The organism is Paenibacillus sp. 203, from assembly GCF_037027525.1.
In the GTDB taxonomy this organism is placed as follows: Bacteria; Bacillota; Bacilli; order Paenibacillales; family Paenibacillaceae; genus Paenibacillus; species Paenibacillus polymyxa_B.
This window is the reverse complement of sequence record NZ_JAXCHD010000003.1, coordinates 131,143-149,639: the sequence shown is the minus strand read 5'-3', so window position 1 is coordinate 149,639 and position 18,497 is coordinate 131,143. Positions and strand designations below refer to the sequence as shown.

General features: G+C 46.8%; 18 protein-coding genes and 1 riboswitch. Of the genes, 2 read left to right on the top strand and 16 right to left on the bottom strand.

What is annotated here, in order from left to right:
* Positions 1 to 227: 227 nt before the first annotated feature.
* Positions 228 to 1,820, top strand: a complete 1,593-nt coding sequence (gene serA, locus WA407_RS07060; protein WP_039271025.1) for a phosphoglycerate dehydrogenase — start codon at positions 228 to 230, stop codon at positions 1,818 to 1,820.
* Between the two features lie 222 nt (positions 1,821 to 2,042).
* Here the strand turns inward: serA and WA407_RS07055 are convergent, their stop codons facing one another.
* From WA407_RS07055 to WA407_RS07030, 6 genes are all read right to left on the bottom strand, one after another.
* Entirely contained in the window at positions 2,043 to 3,485 is a 1,443-nt protein-coding gene (locus tag WA407_RS07055; protein ID WP_071641423.1) for an ATP-binding protein, read from the bottom strand.
* 1 nt (position 3,486) lies between these two features.
* A complete protein-coding gene (locus WA407_RS07050) occupies positions 3,487 to 4,203 on the bottom strand; it encodes a response regulator transcription factor (RefSeq protein WP_039271023.1) in 717 nt (238 codons plus the stop codon).
* 109 nt (positions 4,204 to 4,312) lie between these two features.
* Positions 4,313 to 5,071 (bottom strand): pseudouridine synthase, encoded by a 759-nt coding sequence (locus WA407_RS07045; protein WP_023989197.1) that lies wholly within the window; start codon positions 5,069 to 5,071, stop codon positions 4,313 to 4,315.
* A gap of 78 nt (positions 5,072 to 5,149) precedes the next feature.
* Complete coding sequence (locus WA407_RS07040; protein WP_013310760.1) at positions 5,150 to 5,680, bottom strand: spore maturation protein; 531 nt, start codon at positions 5,678 to 5,680, stop codon at positions 5,150 to 5,152.
* A 7-nt stretch (positions 5,681 to 5,687) separates the two neighbouring features.
* On the bottom strand, positions 5,688 to 6,431 hold the full coding sequence (locus WA407_RS07035) for a nucleoside recognition domain-containing protein (protein WP_235309575.1): 744 nt from the start codon (positions 6,429 to 6,431) through the stop codon (positions 5,688 to 5,690).
* Between the two features lie 59 nt (positions 6,432 to 6,490).
* Positions 6,491 to 7,753: a D-alanyl-D-alanine carboxypeptidase family protein gene (locus WA407_RS07030; protein ID WP_336077034.1), complete on the bottom strand. Its 1,263-nt coding sequence runs from the start codon at positions 7,751 to 7,753 to the stop codon at positions 6,491 to 6,493.
* Between the two features lie 206 nt (positions 7,754 to 7,959).
* Between WA407_RS07030 and WA407_RS07025 the strand changes: the two genes are divergently transcribed.
* Positions 7,960 to 8,682 (top strand): protein-glutamine gamma-glutamyltransferase, encoded by a 723-nt coding sequence (locus WA407_RS07025; RefSeq protein WP_254328397.1) that lies wholly within the window; start codon positions 7,960 to 7,962, stop codon positions 8,680 to 8,682.
* Positions 8,683 to 8,774: 92 nt separating this feature from the next.
* Here the strand turns inward: WA407_RS07025 and ytfJ are convergent, their stop codons facing one another.
* The 10 genes from ytfJ to WA407_RS06975 form a co-directional block, all read right to left on the bottom strand.
* Positions 8,775 to 9,266: a GerW family sporulation protein gene (ytfJ, locus tag WA407_RS07020; protein WP_039271014.1), complete on the bottom strand. Its 492-nt coding sequence runs from the start codon at positions 9,264 to 9,266 to the stop codon at positions 8,775 to 8,777.
* Between the two features lie 166 nt (positions 9,267 to 9,432).
* On the bottom strand, positions 9,433 to 10,146 hold the full coding sequence (locus WA407_RS07015) for a DUF2953 domain-containing protein (protein WP_336077033.1): 714 nt from the start codon (positions 10,144 to 10,146) through the stop codon (positions 9,433 to 9,435).
* 167 nt (positions 10,147 to 10,313) lie between these two features.
* Positions 10,314 to 10,925, bottom strand: a complete 612-nt coding sequence (scpB, locus tag WA407_RS07010) for an SMC-Scp complex subunit ScpB (protein ID WP_013310766.1) — start codon at positions 10,923 to 10,925, stop codon at positions 10,314 to 10,316.
* On the bottom strand, positions 10,894 to 11,688 hold the full coding sequence (locus WA407_RS07005) for a segregation and condensation protein A (protein ID WP_029517304.1): 795 nt from the start codon (positions 11,686 to 11,688) through the stop codon (positions 10,894 to 10,896). The genes scpB and WA407_RS07005 overlap by 32 nt, the downstream gene beginning before the upstream one ends.
* A gap of 173 nt (positions 11,689 to 11,861) precedes the next feature.
* Positions 11,862 to 12,326, bottom strand: a complete 465-nt coding sequence (gene ribH, locus WA407_RS07000; protein WP_023989205.1) for a 6,7-dimethyl-8-ribityllumazine synthase — start codon at positions 12,324 to 12,326, stop codon at positions 11,862 to 11,864.
* Between the two features lie 79 nt (positions 12,327 to 12,405).
* Complete coding sequence (ribB, locus tag WA407_RS06995) at positions 12,406 to 13,089, bottom strand: 3,4-dihydroxy-2-butanone-4-phosphate synthase (RefSeq protein WP_302058539.1); 684 nt, start codon at positions 13,087 to 13,089, stop codon at positions 12,406 to 12,408.
* Between the two features lie 60 nt (positions 13,090 to 13,149).
* The gene (ribE, locus tag WA407_RS06990; RefSeq protein ID WP_165177259.1) at positions 13,150 to 13,815 is read right to left on the bottom strand and encodes a riboflavin synthase; all 666 of its coding nucleotides are present in this window, start codon (positions 13,813 to 13,815) and stop codon (positions 13,150 to 13,152) included.
* A gap of 330 nt (positions 13,816 to 14,145) precedes the next feature.
* Positions 14,146 to 14,319: riboswitch (FMN riboswitch) on the bottom strand.
* Between the two features lie 68 nt (positions 14,320 to 14,387).
* Complete coding sequence (locus tag WA407_RS06985; protein ID WP_013310772.1) at positions 14,388 to 14,855, bottom strand: IDEAL domain-containing protein; 468 nt, start codon at positions 14,853 to 14,855, stop codon at positions 14,388 to 14,390.
* A 219-nt stretch (positions 14,856 to 15,074) separates the two neighbouring features.
* The gene (locus WA407_RS06980; protein ID WP_103048709.1) at positions 15,075 to 17,363 is read right to left on the bottom strand and encodes a thiamine pyrophosphate-dependent enzyme; all 2,289 of its coding nucleotides are present in this window, start codon (positions 17,361 to 17,363) and stop codon (positions 15,075 to 15,077) included.
* Entirely contained in the window at positions 17,363 to 18,376 is a 1,014-nt protein-coding gene (locus WA407_RS06975; protein ID WP_069289833.1) for a 2-oxoacid:acceptor oxidoreductase family protein, read from the bottom strand. Before WA407_RS06975 ends, WA407_RS06980 begins: the two co-directional genes overlap by 1 nt.
* Positions 18,377 to 18,497: the final 121 nt, after the last annotated feature.

Here is an 18,497-nt window from a genome sequence, read left to right as displayed (position 1 = left end):
ATGCCCGAAAACCGCAAAGCGCCTCCGCGTAAGACTTTTGATCGTCAGTTTGGTGCATAATACTATTTTATCCCTTTTCTGCGTCAATGCGTTATCACACTAGTATTTTACACCGCTCTCCTGTACTTTTAGAAGCATTTCAAGTTTTTTCATGTTCTTTATGGAATGTATTTCAGTTTGAAGTACATCCTGTCCATAAAAGAAGTTAACTTTGAGGAGGAAACCAAATGTTTAAAGTGTTAGTATCCGATCCGATCAGTGACCTGGGCATCCAGCAACTGATGGATGCAGACGATGTCACGGTGGACAAGAACACAGGTCTCAGCGAGGATGAATTGGTTCAAATTATTGGTGACTATGACGCATTACTCGTTCGAAGCCAAACTCGGGTAACCGAACGCATCATGACGGCAGGTAAGAACCTCAAGGTTGTAGGGCGAGCTGGGGTCGGAGTGGACAACATCGACCTCGAAGCAGCAACACAACGAGGGATTATCGTTATTAACGCTCCTGACGGCAACACGATTACGACTTGTGAGCACACTTTTGCGATGATGATGGCTCTAGCACGTCATATTCCACAAGCATATGCCAAAACCATTGGCGGTACATGGGATCGTAAAACATTCCTCGGTGTCGAACTGCGTAACAAAACACTTGGAGTCCTCGGCATGGGACGTATCGGCAGTGAGGTGGCTAAACGTGCTAAAGCATTTGGCATGAGCATCCTCGGCTATGATCCATTTCTAACGGAAGAACGCGCTGAGAAGCTGGGCATTAAGCTGGCGAGCGTGGACGAAATTATCCGCAACGCAGATTTTATGACCGTACACACACCATTAACACCAGAAACGAAACATATGATTGCTCGTCCACAGTTTGAAGTGATGAAAAAAGGAATGCGCATCATCAACTGTGCCCGGGGCGGAGTTATCGATGAAATGGCTCTTGTTGAAGCCATTGATGAAGGTATCGTTGCCGGTGCAGCCTTTGACGTATTCGAGTCAGAGCCGCCAGCACAGGATCACCCATTCCTGAGTCATCCGAAAATTATCGTCACACCACATCTGGGTGCCTCGACTGTCGAAGCTCAGGAGAATGTAGCTATCGATGTGTCCGAGCAAGTGCTGCATATTTTGCGTGATGAGCCTTTTAAAAATGCGGTCAACATGCCTCCAGTACCATCCAACGTCATGACGCAATTGCAGCCATATTTCTCGCTTGGAGAAAAGCTGGGCAGCTTTGCCGCTCAGATCACGAATCAGGCTGTACGTGAAATTCAGGTAGATTACGCTGGCGATTTGTCCTCTGTGGATACACAGCCGCTGACACGGTATATTTTGAAAGGTGTTCTTAGCCGTCATCTGGGCAGCGATGTGAACATTGTAAACTCTGTACATCTGGCCAAAACACGTGACATCCATCTTGTCGTATCTCAGGCGCCCGCAACCAAGGGTTTTACCAACCTGATTACCGTTACACTCAAGACGCAGAGCGGCGAAGAACAACGTGTATCTGGCACCCTGCTGGCAGGCTATGGCGAACGTATTGTTCGGTTGAACCAGTTCCCGGTAGATGTGGCACCGGAAGCTCATTTCCTACTCATCTCCCACAATGATAAACCAGGCATTATTGGCCGTGTTGGCACCTTGCTTGGCGAGAACGGCGTCAATATCGCTTCCATGCAAGTAGGGCGTAAAATTGTCGGCGGTGAAGCCATCATGATCCTGACCGTCGATAAAGCCGTGCCAAAAGACGTGCTGATTCAACTCGTTGGTTTGCCAGAACTAAATACTGCCCAAGAAGTAGTGTTAAATTAGTTCCAGACAATATTGAGAAGTCCATGGTTTTATAATAAAGAGAGGCGCCTGGCTACCCAGGCGTCTTTTTCTCTTATACCGTTATCTGTCATGAAAGCAATCATCATGCATGAAACAGGATGTTCCACGTTGAACAAGATAAATGTTGATTTTTCAACAAAAAGCACCCTCTTCCGAGGATGCCTGCAAACCGGGGTATATCAGCTGGGGCTTATAATTCTGTTACAGACCCAGCTTTGTTTTGTTGGAGATCGGCAGCAAAATAGTAAATTCCGTCCCTTCTCCCAATACGCTGGCAGCTGAGACAGAGCCTCCGTGAGCCTCTACAATGTTCTTGACAATAGCAAGCCCCAAACCAGTCCCTTTATCCTCACCACGTACTCTGGCCTTATCTGCCTTGTAGAAGCGGTCGAAAATATAAGGTAGATCCTCGCTGGCAATGCCTACACCTTCATCCTTAATCCGAATACGGATTAACTCATGCCGTTCTCCCAAAATTCGATCCGCCGCAATAGTAACCTTTTTCCCGCCGGGTGTATGTCTGAATGCATTATCCAGCAAGTTGGTCAATACCTGCTCCAGTCGGTCTTCATCTGCCTCAGGCAGCAGTAAACGTTGGCCTTGCTCATGGTAATCGAGTGTCAGTCCCTGTTCCTTTGAACGTACCGTAAATTTACGGTGAACACGCTCGATCAGCTCATTCACATCCACTTCCTGTCGGTGCATGTCTGTATGACCAGCCTCCATTCGGGCCAGATCAAGCAGATCCTTGACTAACCTTCCCATGCGTAATGATTCATCATGGATGACCTGTACCAGCTCCTCGGATTCTTCAGGGGAACCCGCCATGCCATCCAGCAACGCCTCACTGTAGCCCTGCATCATAGATAAAGGTGTACGGATTTCATGAGATACGTTGGCCACAAAATCGCTCCGCATCTTCTCCAGCTTCACTTCTTCCGTAATATCTCTAAGCACAGCTACTGCACCGCGGATTGCATTATCCGTATACAGAGGCGCCATCTGCACCGACCAGGAGCCCTTCTTGACATGGATATAGTCTCCGACATCCTCTCCCCTGTCCATAACAGTATGGAACAGAGACTGCAAAGGCTCAGGTACAGAAGCTCCAAACTCCTCCAGATCACGCTCCTGCCACTCCAGCTTTTTCCAGATATCCAACAGACTTTGTGCCGGCGGATTCGTCAAGATGATTTGTCCGCTTCTGTCGAAGGTGATTACGGCATCAGACATGCTTCGCAGTACGCTGGATAAATGGTTTTTCTCCTCATTCAGACTGCGGATCGTTGCTTCCAGTTCCGTAGACATATGATTAAAAGTTTTCGCCAGTTCTCCAATTTCGTCACTGGTCACCAGCGAAAGCCGAGTATCATACCTTCCCTCACGAATCGCATTCGCCGCCTGAATCAACAGCTGCATAGGCTGTGTGATTTTAGTAAAAAGGAATAAGGCAAAAAAGGTCGTCAATAAAAATCCGACAATGCATGTATAGGTGAACAAATGCTTAATTTCCGTCGATTCATACGCCGCAAAATTTCTGTTGATGTACGGCAATAAAAAAAGCCCAAGAAAAATAAGCACAGAGCCTACAAGACAAATGATGGTGATCCACAGCTTGCCTACCAGCGATCTCCAGAAGTTCACGTTATTTTGGAACCTCCAGCTTATAACCTACGCCCCACACGGTCGTAATCATAGCCGCTGCCTCTGGCGATACTTTATTCAACTTTTCACGAAGCCGTTTCACATGCGTATCCACAGTACGCAGATCACCAAAAAATTCGTAATTCCAAACGTCTTTCAGCAGTTCTTCGCGCGAGAAGACTTTATCTGGCGACACCGCCAAATAGTGCAACAGCTCGTACTCTTTAGGCGTGAGACTGATTTCAATCCCGCCCGCAGTTACCCGGTGCGCATCATGCTCAATGATAAGATTCGGAAAAACAATACTATTGCTTGGTACCGCCTCTTTCGTTAAAAAGGCAGTTTCAGACGAACGGCGTAAAATCGCCTTCACCCGGTAAATGACTTCTCGCGGGCTAAAGGGCTTAACCACATAATCATCGGCTCCGACTTCAAAGCCTTGTACACGGTTCACTTCCTCACCTTTGGCAGTCAGCATAATTACAGGTGTAGATTTAGTCTGACGTAGCCGTGTACACACCTCAATCCCATCCATCCCTGGAAGCATTACATCGAGTAAAATAATGCTGTAATCGCTTGCAGTCGCTTTTTGGAGGGCAATCTCACCATCCTCAGCTTCGTCAATTGCATATCCTTCTTTTTCCAGATACATCCGCAGAAGGCGGCGAATGCGTTCTTCATCATCTACAATTAATATGCGGTTGCTTTGTTCTGACATATTCCCAGCCCCTTCGCTAAAAAAACCATTCTCTCTATTTTACTATTTTCCCGTGCTTGGTCAAACTTTACTCTCATCCAACAGTCTCTTTACACCAAAAAGGCCGGGGTTATGACCCCCGTCCTGTCCGTTTCTTTTTCGTGTTGTCTGATTTGGCAAGTTGAATGAGACGGTTGATTTCGTCCTTGGTTAAAGGTCTGGTCAGACCGCGCTTCAAGTTTTGTAGCAAAAGATCACCGAAGGCAATCCGCTTGAGTCTGATGACCGGGTGTGAAATGGCCTCAAACATCCGTCTTACCTGGCGATTTCTACCTTCATAAATGGTAATCTGGATCACAGACTCCTTACCATTCGGATCTACATCTTTATATTCTACCTCGGCTGGTGCAGTAATGCCATCTTCCAGCACGATTCCTTTTTTCAGCTTGTCCAGCTCAGTACCATGCGGAACGCCTTTGACAGTTGCCACATATGTCTTGGGCACATGATGCTTGGGATGGGTGAGCAGATTGGCGAACTCGCCATCATTGGTAAGCAACAGCAGTCCTTCGGTGTCGTAATCGAGACGCCCTACCGGATATACGCGTTCCTTAACGCCTTTCAGATAGTCTGACACGATTTTACGGCCTTCCGGATCGGAAGCACTCGTAATGACTCCTTTAGGTTTGTTCATCATCAGATAGATTTTTTTCTCGGTTTTGATCGGGCGTCCCTTTACCGTAATCATATCTTGATCAGGGTCTGCCTTCGTTCCCAGTTCAGTTACGACAACCCCGTTCACTTCCACGCTGCCCGCCTGAATAAGCTCTTCACATTTACGTCTGGAAGCTACACCAGCTTGGGCCAATATTTTCTGCAATCTTTCCATGTTCGCTAATTCACCTCATGCTAATGATACCCATCCATGAGCAAAATCACAACCCCCGTTCAAAAAACGATGCAGAAATTAAAATACAAGCAGGCAAATGGCAATGGCTGCCACAAAACCAACCACATCTGAAAATAGTCCTACCTTCAAAGCATACCGTCCATTGCGGATACCTACCGCACCAAAATATACAGTTAGCACATATAGCGTCGTGTCTGTGCTGCCCTGAATCGTTGAGGCGATCCGACCGATCATGGAATCCGGGCCATAAGTGCGAATTAGATCCGTCGTGAACGCAAGTGAACCGGTGCCCGTCAATGGACGAAGCAAGCCTAAAGGTAGTACCTCACCGGGTACACCCCAGTGTTTAATCCATGGGGTTACCCAAGAGATCAAATAGTCTAAAGCGCCGGATGCTCGAAAAATGCTAATCGCCACCATCATGCCTACGAGATGAGGAATAATGCTGATGGCGGTAGAAAAGCCGTCTTTGGCTCCATCCACAAAAGAATCGTAGACAGGTACCTTTTTAGCATATGCATATAAAGGAATAAAAGCGAGAATAACCGGAATGGCCCAAGTCGATACGAGGTTTATAAAATTAAGCATGCCTCCCTCATCCTTTCCAAGTGGTGTCCCTGCCCTTGGCAGCCGTGATTCCCGTTCGCGGAACAGCAGGTGAAGATACGGACAGCGTCGTTGAAGAGGCAGTAGATGTTGGTGCTGATGAGGTGAGTGATGCCAAGGATGTCTGGGACGGCGGAATCGCTGGAGGACGGCGGCGCAATTCTCGACTACGGTACCAACGGTCCGCCGCAATTGCAGCAAAGGTGGCTATTGCGGTCGCTACCAGTGTCGTACCGACGATTTCTGCCGGATGTGCGGAATGAAAATTAAGCCGTATCGCGATCAACGTCGTAGGAATAAGCGTAATACTGGCTGTATTCAGGGCGAGCAGCGTACACATGGCTGGTGTAGCGGTTTGCTTATCTGGATTGAGCGTCTGCAACTCTTGCATAGCCTTGATTCCCATCGGTGTGGCTGCATTCCCCAGGCCCAGCAGATTGGCGCTCATATTGGACAAAATGTAACCCATAGCGGGATGATTACGCGGAACATCAGGGAAGAGAAAGGCAACCAAAGGAGAAAGCAGCTTGGATATTTTCTGTAAGAGCCCACCATCTTCAGCCAGCCTCATCATGCCCATCCAAAACACCAGCACACTTATCAGTCCAAAGCACACTGTAACCCCCGTAGTTGCCCCGTCAAAAGCTGCTTTCGTCACCACCTCAATATTTCCCTGCGCGGCAGCAAATACAAATCCAATACAAATCAAAGCCACCCATATGAGATGAATCATGGCTGATTCCTCCTTTTCCCAATGATGTGACACGTCCCAGCTCTAATTTCCCGTTTGCCCTAGGCTCCAAACAAATTTTTTAGGATTTCGTTCCATTTGCTCGTCCAACCTTGTTGCTGAGTATTGTTTGCAGGATCTTGTGCAGTTGGAGCCTCTTGCTGTGGCTGTACGGTACTTTGAGTAGGCAGCTTACTACCTTTTTCATACACAGGAACAGAACCGATAAGTTTACCTTCCAATAGGAATTCGACACGCCCTCGTAAGCCAAAAGATACGTCCGCTCTGTCTGCAGAAGCAGAATTTTTATACAACACCAGCCTTTTGTGCAACTGGGTCTTCTCACCTTCATGTAAAGGATAGGCAAAGCTTGTACCTGTTAATAGTGGGTAACCATCGATAGGTTGCTGCTTGTCCGTAATCGGAATGAGCGGATAATATCGGAATCCGTAATCAAGCATACGTGCATGATCGTTCCAATCGTCCCCGTCATTCAAGGTAACGGCAGCGAGCTGGCGGCCGTCCCGTGTGGCAGAGCTAACCAGACAGCGAAACGCTTTTTTGGTAAAACCTGTTTTCACTCCGTCAGCTCCCTCATACAGCCGCAGCATTTTGTTTTTGTTGTGCCATGAGTAGTCCCAAGAATCGTTGGGATTCGGTGCTTTTTTCAGTTCTGTTTTTACGATACGGGCAAAAGTTGGATTATGCAGCGCATAAGCAGTAAGCCGGGCCATATCATTGGCTGAGGAATAATGTCCCTCGGCATCCAGCCCGTGAGGATTAGCAAAATGTGTGTGGCTTAGCCCAAGCTGAACCGCCTTGTCATTCATCAAATGGACAAATCCCTCTTCCGTCCCCCCCACATGCTCAGCAATGGCAGAAGCGGCATCATTACCAGAACGGAGCATTAAGCCGTACAGCATATTTTCCAGCGACATTTGTTCACCCATTTGCAGAAAAAGCGAGGACCCTTCTTTGGCATACGCGGTTGGACTCACCTTTACCCGGTCCTGCAAGCGTCCATGTTCAATGGCCACGATTGCAGTCATAATCTTGGTCAGGCTGGCAATACGTAGCTCCCGGTCACCCTCGGTAGAATAAATGATTCTTCCTGATGTGACATCAATTAAAGAAGCAGCCTGTGCATGGGTTCCTATTGCGGGCGGCGCTACTTCTGTTTTTATCGCTCCCCGAACGGGCTGTGGACTCAGCAACGTAAGCGGCAATGACAAAATAAGCAGAACCACCAGCGGCAAAACAAATGCGCGTGCCTTATTCAAGAAATGGCTGTGGTCCGCGTGAATGTGTTGCTTTTTTTTAAACATTTGGATTCCTCCGGTTTTGAGCAAGTCTTGTACCATTCTATGTCCAAGCTGTTCAAAGTATGTCCACCTTTATAACAGAAAATTCCTTTACGGAACAGCCATTAGCTGCTCTCTTTTTGCTTTCTTTCTGCATAAACCAAGCAACTTGCCCTCCCGAGTACATATATATTAGTTACCAAAGTTAAATATGGATCGGGGGTTACATCATGCTGCGTCTCCAGTTTGAAATGATTTTAAGATCGCGGATTGTAGAGTCCGCAGAAGCATTGCATCGAAGCGGTGTATCCTTTGCCACTTTTGCTACCGCACGTTGCAACCAGCAATTTTGGGATTTAACGGAAAAGGGTGGTTTTCAGATTAAAGCAGGTGTCACTCCGGCAGAGGGGATCACAGACATTTTTTTAAACGGTCATCAATACGCTTTTGAATGTGCAACAGCTATGGTTATTGTGCTGTACAAAGGAGTGCTGGATTCCATTCTGGAAAGTGAGTTTAATCGGATTTTTGCAGATATGCTGCTGTATGACTGGCACTATGACAGTGACCTCAGGCTCATACAGCAGCAAGGGAGTCATAAAGCAGCTCCTGGCGATATTCTGTATTTCAACAATCCGGATGTGTCATCTGATACATTGGAATGGAAAGGAGAAAATGTCGTTAAGCTGAAGGAAGACTTGTTTTATGGACATGGGATTGGCATCTTGCCGGCGAAGGGTATTATCGATTCCCTGAATCAACATCGTCGGCCGGAAGCCACGGTATCTGCTTATTTGACGAATGAAGTGGTTTATCCGGACTTCATCTACTTATCGCAGTTCGCTACCGAAGGAAATCGAAAAAATGAATTATCGCTGCATACTTTGTACCATCAGGAATACAGTCACCGTATACATGCTGTCATTGGGGGAAGGCAGTATATTCGGAGATAGGGCCAAGTGTAAGCAGAAAAGAAGGTATTCCTTAGCCTATATTCGGCTTTGGGATACCTTCCTGAGAGAACGCTTTTCATTTCCAATGACTTTTACAAGTAAGCCGGGCCAGAATTACTTTGATCAATATTAATATCTACAGGTACCTGTGGGGGTGGAGTCTGCACATTGCCGCCTGCATTCCGGAAGATAGACTGAACCTTATCAATCAGGTATGGGGTGGAGTCAATGAGTTTCTCAATCAGATGCGTTTGATTGTCCAATGGAACGATTTGTGCCCCCTGTTTGCCAACAACCAGAAAAGCAATGGGATGAATAGATACACCACCACCGCTACCGCCACCAAAAGGATGACCTTCCTTCCCGCTATGATTACCCGAAGCCGAGGAAGTATGAAGTGCTTCTTCGTCTACGTTAAAATCACTTCCCCCGGCAGCGAAACCAAATCCTACCTTACTGATTGGCAAAATAACGGAACCATCGGGTGTTTCCACCGCGTCTCCCACAATCGTATTCACGTCTACCATGGCTTTGATGTTTTCCATTGCGGTTTGCATGAGCCCTTGAATCGGGTGATCTGACATGATTAATTCCTCCTTTGCTTATCTCAAGCGTAGATTGCCTTTTCTTTCGCTATTGTGCGCAGGGGTTCAAGGAAATATGTATGTCATCCGATTCGGTTATGCCTTAATCTGGAGGACACTGAAATCCCAAAGTTCAGAAAGATTAAGTTTCACCACATTTCAATGTTTATCTTTCATTGCTAGCTTGAAGATCTTCATTTTTTTTGAAAAAAACCCGCTTCCATGCCTCGGGTCCACCCGGAACGCGCCATATGCGGTAAGATAAGATGAGCATGGAGAAAATTAAATAGCCGAGCGATACGTTTGCTTCACAGTTCAAAGTGGTGGTAAAACGCAAGCGATCCACCCAATACGGCACAACATACAGCTTAGGGGTACAATCCATGCGCACAAAGCTGGAAGCAAAACCGATCAAGGTCGTTTTTAATCCCCACAAAATACCGGTTGAGGTAGCTGTATAAGCCGCGTCAGCAAGACTAATGTTGGTGGACCACTCCATTTTGGACATCGTCACATGTGCCAATGTATGTCGCAACCATCGATTGAAGGATTTCGTTCCCTTGAGCAAAACCCGTATATCATATATAAATTGCTTGATTTTTTCTGTATCAATATTACCGCTATCCACGGAAGCATCCGTTTTATGTATGTTTTTGTTGCGATCAAGCCGATAGAGAAGCCCTTTTTTCAAACCTGTTATGAGAATGGCCGGAACATCGTAATTTATTTTAATCATCCCGTATAGAAATCTGATCTCTAGATGCGCCCGATCATCATTGTCATGTTTGGCAATATCCAGCTTCAATCGAATACGAGAGAGCAGAATAGTCAGCACAAGTAATATAACGACGATGATGGCGATACTGATCCATTTCCACACTGGCGAGTCCTCCCTACCTTTTTGCTATAAATATCATGGCAAAAATAGTATGACCGTTCGCCGGAAAATCATGCATCTTAAAATACCAACAGCCAGCCTCTAACTACTTGAGGACTGGCTGTATATTTGAAATTTTACATAAGTGAGCCGCAAGATCCGGATGAACTTTATTGGGATTCAAGATCCAGATCGTTGGCTGCAGGCTGGCTGCTCTCCAGACGCTCGAACAATAATTGAGTCTCTTCCTCCAAATTGTCCGAATCTTCGAACAACTCCGGTTGTGGTAGATCTGCCAAAGAGCCCAGACCGAAATAATCCAAAAATGATTTCGTCGTTCCGTACAATATTGGCCGTCCGATGGCTTCAGCTCGACCTTTCTCTTCAATGAGCTCCTTGTTGACCAGTGTATGTATGGCCCGCTCGGATTTGACACCCCGAATCTCTTCGATTTCAACTCTTGTAATGGGCTGGCGGTAGGCCACAATGGCCAGCGTCTCCAAAGCAGCTTGAGACAGTGAGGCACGTGCCGGAGAATATGCGAGCTTTTCAAAGTAAGGTGCATGTTCGGATAAAGTTGCAAGCTGATAATGACCGGCAATACGGACAAGTTGCAGGCCTCTTCCTCCCTGCTCCATGTCCTGCTTCATATCTTCCAGGCACTGTTCAACCAGCTCTTGCTGCTGCTCTACAATGTCGGCGATCTGCTTGGTGGACAACCCCTCCTCTCCTGCGAGAAACAGCAGTCCCTCAATAATTGATTTCAGCTTCAGATAATCCATTAACCCGTAAATCCCCTCTCCACTCCATTACAATATCATCGAAAAGCTTCTCCTGATAACAGAAAATTTGTTTCATTTTCATCAGTTCAAGGATAGCCAAAAAGGTCACAACCACTTCATGCCGATACATATCCTCATGCATCAGCTTAGAGAACAGTAGCCGTCCTCCATTCCCCACCATCTCTAAAGCTCCGATAACTTGCCGGATACGGTCCTTGACTGAAATTTCGTCCCGATGAACACGAGTTACCGTCGTACGTCGTTCTGCTTTGCGCAAAGCACGCTGAAAGGCCGCGACCAAATCGCTTGCATGCAGCCCATGCACCGGATTTACGGGTTCAGTAGGCAGGAATGCGCTTAGATCTTCTGGCTCCTTGCCATAAATTAGACTCCGCTCCCACTCACGTTCACTTAGATGGCGAGCAATCCCCTTATATTTACGATACTCCACCAGCTTGCGGACCAGTTCCTCACGTGGATCATAATCCTCTTCCTCATAAAAATCCAAATCGTCATATTCCATCACAGGTGGCTTGGGAAGCAACAATTTACTCTTAATAGATAAGAGCGTCGCCGCCATCACCAGAAACTCGCTCGTAATGTCCAGTTCCAGCTCCTGCATACTGTGCAAAAAAGCCATATACTGATCAGTAATATCGCTAATCGGGATATCCTGAATGTCGATCTCGGCTTTATCAATCAGATGCAACAGTAGATCCAGCGGACCCTCGAATGTTTCCAGCTTGTAATTTACGACTGTCAATGTGCTTCCCCCTGCCTTACTCCAATCATCATTCAACAATACCTTTCCCTATAGCACTTATGCTCTACGTTATCAATCCCTCTTTCTGTAGTATATACGTCATCGCCTTGCTTAACAATCCAATCCCTTTTTCACCTTGCAGTTTATAGCGTTCTATTCAGCTATTCCTATAATTAAAATTGCTTGCCGAGATTGGCCATTTCAATCGCAGCCAATGCAGAATCCCAACCTTTATTACCAGCCTTCGTACCTGCTCGTTCAATAGCCTGTTCAATGTTTTCTGTAGTCACTACACCAAAAATAACGGGCACTCCCGTTTTCAGACTGCTCGCGGCCACACCCTTGGCCACTTCATTGCAGACGATATCATAATGTGAAGTAGAACCACGGATGACCGTACCCAGCGTAATTACGGCATCATATTTGCCGCTTGCAGCCATTTTTTGTGCAATCAGTGAAATTTCAAATGCACCCGGAACCCAGGCTACATCAATTTCATCTTCCTGTGCACCATGTCGTTGAAGTGCGTCAATTGCGCCGCTTAACAGCTTGCTCGTAATAAACTCATTAAATCTGCCTACCACAATACCATATTTTAAACCGTTCGATACGAGATTACCTTCTAGAAAACGTGCCATGTTTAATCAACCTCTCTTAGTTTAATTATTTAGGGACTTCGGACAATACTTCAGATTTACTTGGAACCGAGATGTATTTTTACAATGATAAACGACGACGGTAGTCCACCAAATGCTGAATACTGATCAGCTTTAATTGATGTCGCTTGGCGACCACTGCCAGATCAGGCAGGCGGGCCATTGAGCCATCTTCCTTTATAATTTCGCAAATGACCCCAGCAGGCTTGAAGCCACTGAGTCGGGCCAGATCAACAGCCGCTTCAGTGTGACCCGCACGCTGCAAGACACCACCATCGCGAGCAATCAGCGGGAACATGTGACCAGGCTTGCGGAAATCACTGCCTGTGACTGCTTCGTCTGCCAAGGCGCGTACAGTCAAGGAGCGCTCGGCCGCTGAAATACCCGTTGTTGTCTCCATATGATCTACCGATACCGTAAAGGCAGTACCGTGGAAATCTGTATTTTGCTCTACCATAGGATGCAATTCCAAGGCCTCGGCTCTTTGTCGTGTGATTGGCACACAGACCAACCCGCGACCTTCTGTAATCATGAAATTAATGACCTCAGGCGACGCTTTTTCAGCCAAAGCGATAAAATCGCCTTCATTTTCGCGCTGTTCATCATCCACTACAATAACAACTTTACCGTTTTTCAAGTCCTCCAACGCTGCTTCGATGGAATCCAAACGAATCTCTTCGTCATGTTCCAACTCGCCATGCTCTATGACGTTTGCCATTGCACTTGTTTGGCTATCTCTATCCATAACACTTTCCTCCTTATGTCTTGTGCCACGAATGCTCCTAAACAGGCTTACCCTTCAATATCAGGCAAAGCCGTGTTTCGCCAAATAGTCCAAACTGAGAGGAGCTTCTTCTACCCTCTCCGCCTCCGCTGCACCTCTGTAATTTAAAAGCTGTTCTACATATTTGCCCAAAATATCGCATTCGATATTGACGGTATCTCCCTCACGTTTGGCTTGTAAGGCCGTTTCGGATAAGGTGTGGGGAATAATGGATACGGCAAAGGTATCTCTCGTACGCTGTGCGACTGTGAGGCTGATACCATCAATTGTGATTGACCCTTTGAGAAGAATATATTTAAATAATGTTTGATTTTTAGGCTCAATTTCGAACACAACTGCATTCTGATCTGATGTTACCCCGCGAATCGTTCCCGTCCCGTCCACATGTCCTTGCACGATATGTCCTCCGAACCTTCCGCTCGCCGCCATCGCTCGCTCCAGGTTGACTCGGCTGCCTGATCTCAACTCTTTCAGATTACTGCTGCGAAAGGTTTCCGGCATCACATCAACCTTAAAGTCTTTCGTACCGATCTGTATCGCCGTCAGGCAAACGCCATTCACTGAGACACTGTCTCCTATTTTCAAATCGCCCAACACCACGGAACCCGAAATCCCCAGCACCATCGCTTCACCGCTTTTGGAAATCGTTTGAATGCGACCCACTTCCTCGACCAATCCGGTAAACATGCCTTCACTCCTTTCCACTACATTTCAGTTTATCCCTAATTCATCAGCTATAAGCGCAAAAAACCCCCAGTTCGGATTCAATCCGTCATGGGGGTGATGAGAGTCACATTTGTAGTATACAAGCGCAGTTCATATGCATCTTAAGACGACATGAAATCATAGATTTGCCAATAGAAAGCATGACTGAGGATACAACCAAATACGCTCTGAACATCATCAAAAAGAAAGCTTAAGCAAGCTATCGCCCGATGCTGTCCTACAACGAAATAAGCCGTACGCACAATTGGGTATGCTAAAAATCGGCACATGTCACGTCATGCACATGCGCTTCGTATCCTTCTCCCATCCAGACTATACTGTCGGTCCCGGATTTGCACCAGGTCCACCTTCTGCCGATCATTCAGCATCCGGGTCACGGACTAAGCCATGCTGTTTCTCACAAAAACGATCCACAAACATGTCATCACCGCCGGTGGGGAATTTCGCCCCGCCCCGAAGGATCTTGCTCTTATTTAATTGAATTAACATTAAACTTGTTACGTATATTAGCACCGACTTCTAAAAAAAGCAAGTTATCTAATAGAAGCTCCTGCTTTGGTTTTGACATATTGGCTGGAGAGTTCTTCAAACCAGGTTTTATCATTCATATGAAGCGCCAAGTCAATCAGATCGGCCAGTTCCTCGACTCCCAACTCTGTTGCATGATCAAAGGTAATTACGGCTGAAGCAACCGGTCCCCGTCCTTCCTCAGAACATGCTTCATAATCCAGTCGCACATCAACATGTCCGTCAATAAACTCGCATTTCAGAAAATAAATAATTTCGCACATTAAAATGGGGCGTACCTGTGTTTCTAACACGCAATCCATCACCTTGGCAGAATAATGCTGGTTCGTCAGCGTGAATTTGTGTTCTGTCGCTGCCAACGAAGCCCGTCCAAAATCATCCGTAAACTTTAGCTCCACTGGCTTGATGTTCATAACCTTAGGGATCTGCTTCTTTATAATTTCGATTATTTCAACTGTATTCAGCTTAATCATTACCTGCACCTCATTGCATCTTAAAATTCAGAAGAAAACTTTTTAACGTGCCTCTTATAGGCCTCCACTCCTATATCGGAAATCATTACCTGTTTTTTTATGCTTCAACCCATAAACGACAAAAAAGATTCTTTGCGCAATAAACGCAAAGAATCTTGATTGAACCACTACAGTAACAGCGGATAACAATGTTAATCGATGATTATGCAAAAAACGTAATTATAGCTCTGAAATTTCATGTTTCTTTTTCAGGATAGTCCAGCGACGCTCAATCTCCTGCTCAAAGGTAGCCAACGTAGCCTCCTCCTTAAGAAGATGCTTCGTTTTACCCATTAATTTCAACCATTCAGCAGCTGGAATCCGTTTTCCCTTGTCTTCCGGATTGTACGTAATCGTCGTACTGCCTTGCTCTATTTCGTACAAAGGAAAGAAACAAGACTCGACTGCAGCGCCCACAATGCTGGTGCCCAGTCTATCTTCGGATTTCCAATTCAGCGGGCAGGCGCACAGGATCTTACCATAAGCCGTACCCACGTTGTTCGCATACCATTGAGCCTTGGCTGCTTTGCGCAGCATATCCTGCGGATGACTTTCAGCTGCTGTAAAAGCATACGGAATGTTACAAGCAGCCATGATTTGCACGGTATCCTTGTGATGTCCTTGCTTTCCTTTTTGCATTTTCCCTACACCCGACGTACTGGTCATGTGACCAACCGGAGTGGAGTATGATTGCTGTGAACCTGTATTCATGTACCCTTCGTTATCATATTCCAACATAATCAGCTTATGATTACGCAGAGCCGCACCAATCGCAGAACCCATACCTATATCCATCCCACCGTCACCACTGATCATGATAAAGGTCGGATCGTCCGACATTTCAATTTCATTACGGCGCTTCATTTCCATATAAGCTTCCAGCGCTCCTGAAAGTGTAGCGGCCCCGTTTTGAAAAAGATTGTGGATCATCGGTTGTTTGTGTGATGTATATGGATACCCTGTCGTCGTCACATATACGCAGCCTGTCTGGAACAACACGACAATATCCCCTTCAATACCTTTGAAAAACAGTTCCAGCGCAGACAATGCCCCACATCCTGGGCAAGCCCCGTGACCTGGTGTAAGACGGCGTGGTTTGGTTGTCAACGACCGCAGGGGTGGCACCTTGACTTTGAGCTTCCCGGTCGCCTCGTCCGGCGTAACCTGAATCAGGCCCGTACGGTATGCATTGCCACGTGGCGGCTGCATAACTTGCGGCATCACCTTGTCCGGTGAACCCGGATTAATTCCGTAATAATCAAAGGGCTTCTCCGCTCGTCCAGCCTCTGCCGCCTCAATCGCAAGCTGGAAGAACGCCTCTGCATCTTCCGCATAAAAATCCTTGCCGCCCAAGCCAAAGATACGGCTCAACACGAGTGTCCGATTCAGTGGGTCCTCCTGCAAGGCCGCCTTAATTTCATGCGTTAAATTCCCGCCGTCTGCCCCATACGAGTCTGCACGTTCACCTACCAGCAGCGCCTTGACATCACGTAAGGCTTCCCGCAGTTGTGCGGCTGGGAACGGTCGGATGATATTCGGACGTATCACACCAGCTTTAATCCCGCGCGCACGGAGTTGATCCGCCACATCCTTAGCCGATTCAGCCGCCGAATTCAACAGGAATACCGCGACCTCAGCATCCTCCATTTGATACAGATCTAAAATCGGGTATTCCCGACCGGATAAAGCGGCATATTCTGCTGCTACCTGCTCATATACTCCTTCTGACAGCTTCAGTGCTTCGGACAGCTGAACATGATTATTCGTCAGGTCATCACCGTTCATATGCGCACCTACGGTAACAGGATGATCAAAATCAGTAATATTCGGATAATTTAAGTTCGGGTTAGGACCTACAAAACCGCGCACGGTCTCAGCATCTGCAAAATATTGCACTTTACGTTTTTGATGGGACGTATAAAAACCGTCATATGCAACCATTACAGGTAGCCGAACATCGCTATGCTCTGCGATTTTTAGTGCCATGATGTTCATATCATACACAGCCTGTGGTGTACTTGCCGTCAAAATGACCCAGCCTGTATTCAAACCATAGTACAGATCCGAATGATCCCCGCGAATATCCAGGGGACCACTGACAGCTCGTGTCACCAGATTCATAACCATTGGAAAACGGGTACCTGACTGAACAGGTAACTGCTCCAGCATGTACAGGAAACCTTGCGAACTAGTGGCGTTCACAACCCTCGCTCCCGCTGCGGCAGCTCCATAACAAATCCCTGCCGATCCGTGTTCTCCGTCTGCTGCAACCAGCTTAATATTATGCTGACCTCTCGTTCTCATCTGATCCAAATACTGCGCTACCTCAGTAGATGGAGTAATCGGGAAATATCCCATCATATGATAATTAATCTGCGCAGCCGCCGTAGCTGCCATTTCATTACCGGATTCGAACGTTGTCACTTGCGCGGCGCCTGTCTGTTTGAGTTCTTCCTCCAGTTTTGCCATTACGCACGTCCTCCTTCATATACCGGAAATTGGTGGGCAACTCGATTCTGTTCCGCCCATCCCCATTGCTCCCGACGCGAGCTTAATGCCCCCGATGGGCAAATATCTACACATTTCAGACATCCTTTGCAATACTGGTAATCAATCCCTTGCAAAAATGGCATCATTCTTCCGCGTTTGTCAGCTTGCTCTTCCCATACAAAACAGTAATCCGGGCAAATCGAATCACACTTGGCACAATGGGTACATTTATCAGCTTCATATTCAGGTACATACCCTTGACGTGAACCACTAACATCTCTCGTCATGCTGTTTCCCTGAGTTGCAATAACGCCCCCCAGTAGTTGCGTTTCGTATCCCATCAATGGCTGCGGACGTTCAAAAACCCGATCCTCTGCGTCATCAGTAACTGGATATACGTGCAGTTCCATTTCCTCATAACCACGGTTAAATGTACGGAGATTAGGTTCCACTAACAGCGGATTTTTCTTTTCAAAGGTACTGCGTATAACCGATCTCATCGCTTCCGGGTCCAGGAAATCACAGACACGGAACAAGGCACCGAGCATGGACGTATTTAGTTTGGTTCGCTCTTCCAGTGCGATACCCATCGCATCCACCACCGCCAATGTACCGGATACCAGTCCCAAATCAGCCCGTATTTCTTCTGCTGGACGCGTGGAATTAACCACTACAATCCCATCCGCTGGCAGTCCGCTGATTACATTTACCGTTTTGTATAACGTTTCATGGAAAATGCCTACCACATGCGGTTGCTCAATCGGACTGTGATCCCGAATATCGACCTCCGGCTCACAGAAGCGGACGAAGCTTTTAACCGGAGTTCCCTTTTTTTCCGAACCGTAGGACGAAAAATTTGAAGCATTCAGCCCCAGACCAAGCACCCCGGTTTCGGCCAACATTTTGCCAGCCAGATTAGCGCCGAGTCCACCAATGGATTCCAGCCGGATCTCAAAAAATCCGAGTCGATTTGTGCGCGTTAAAATAGACAATGTGATAAGCCCCCTTCTTTTCCAATCCTTACTGAGTTTGAATACTCATATAAAATAAATGGAAAATGCATTCTTATCGAAAGGCTATCACAACACTTACTTTTCGAATGTGATCTTACGC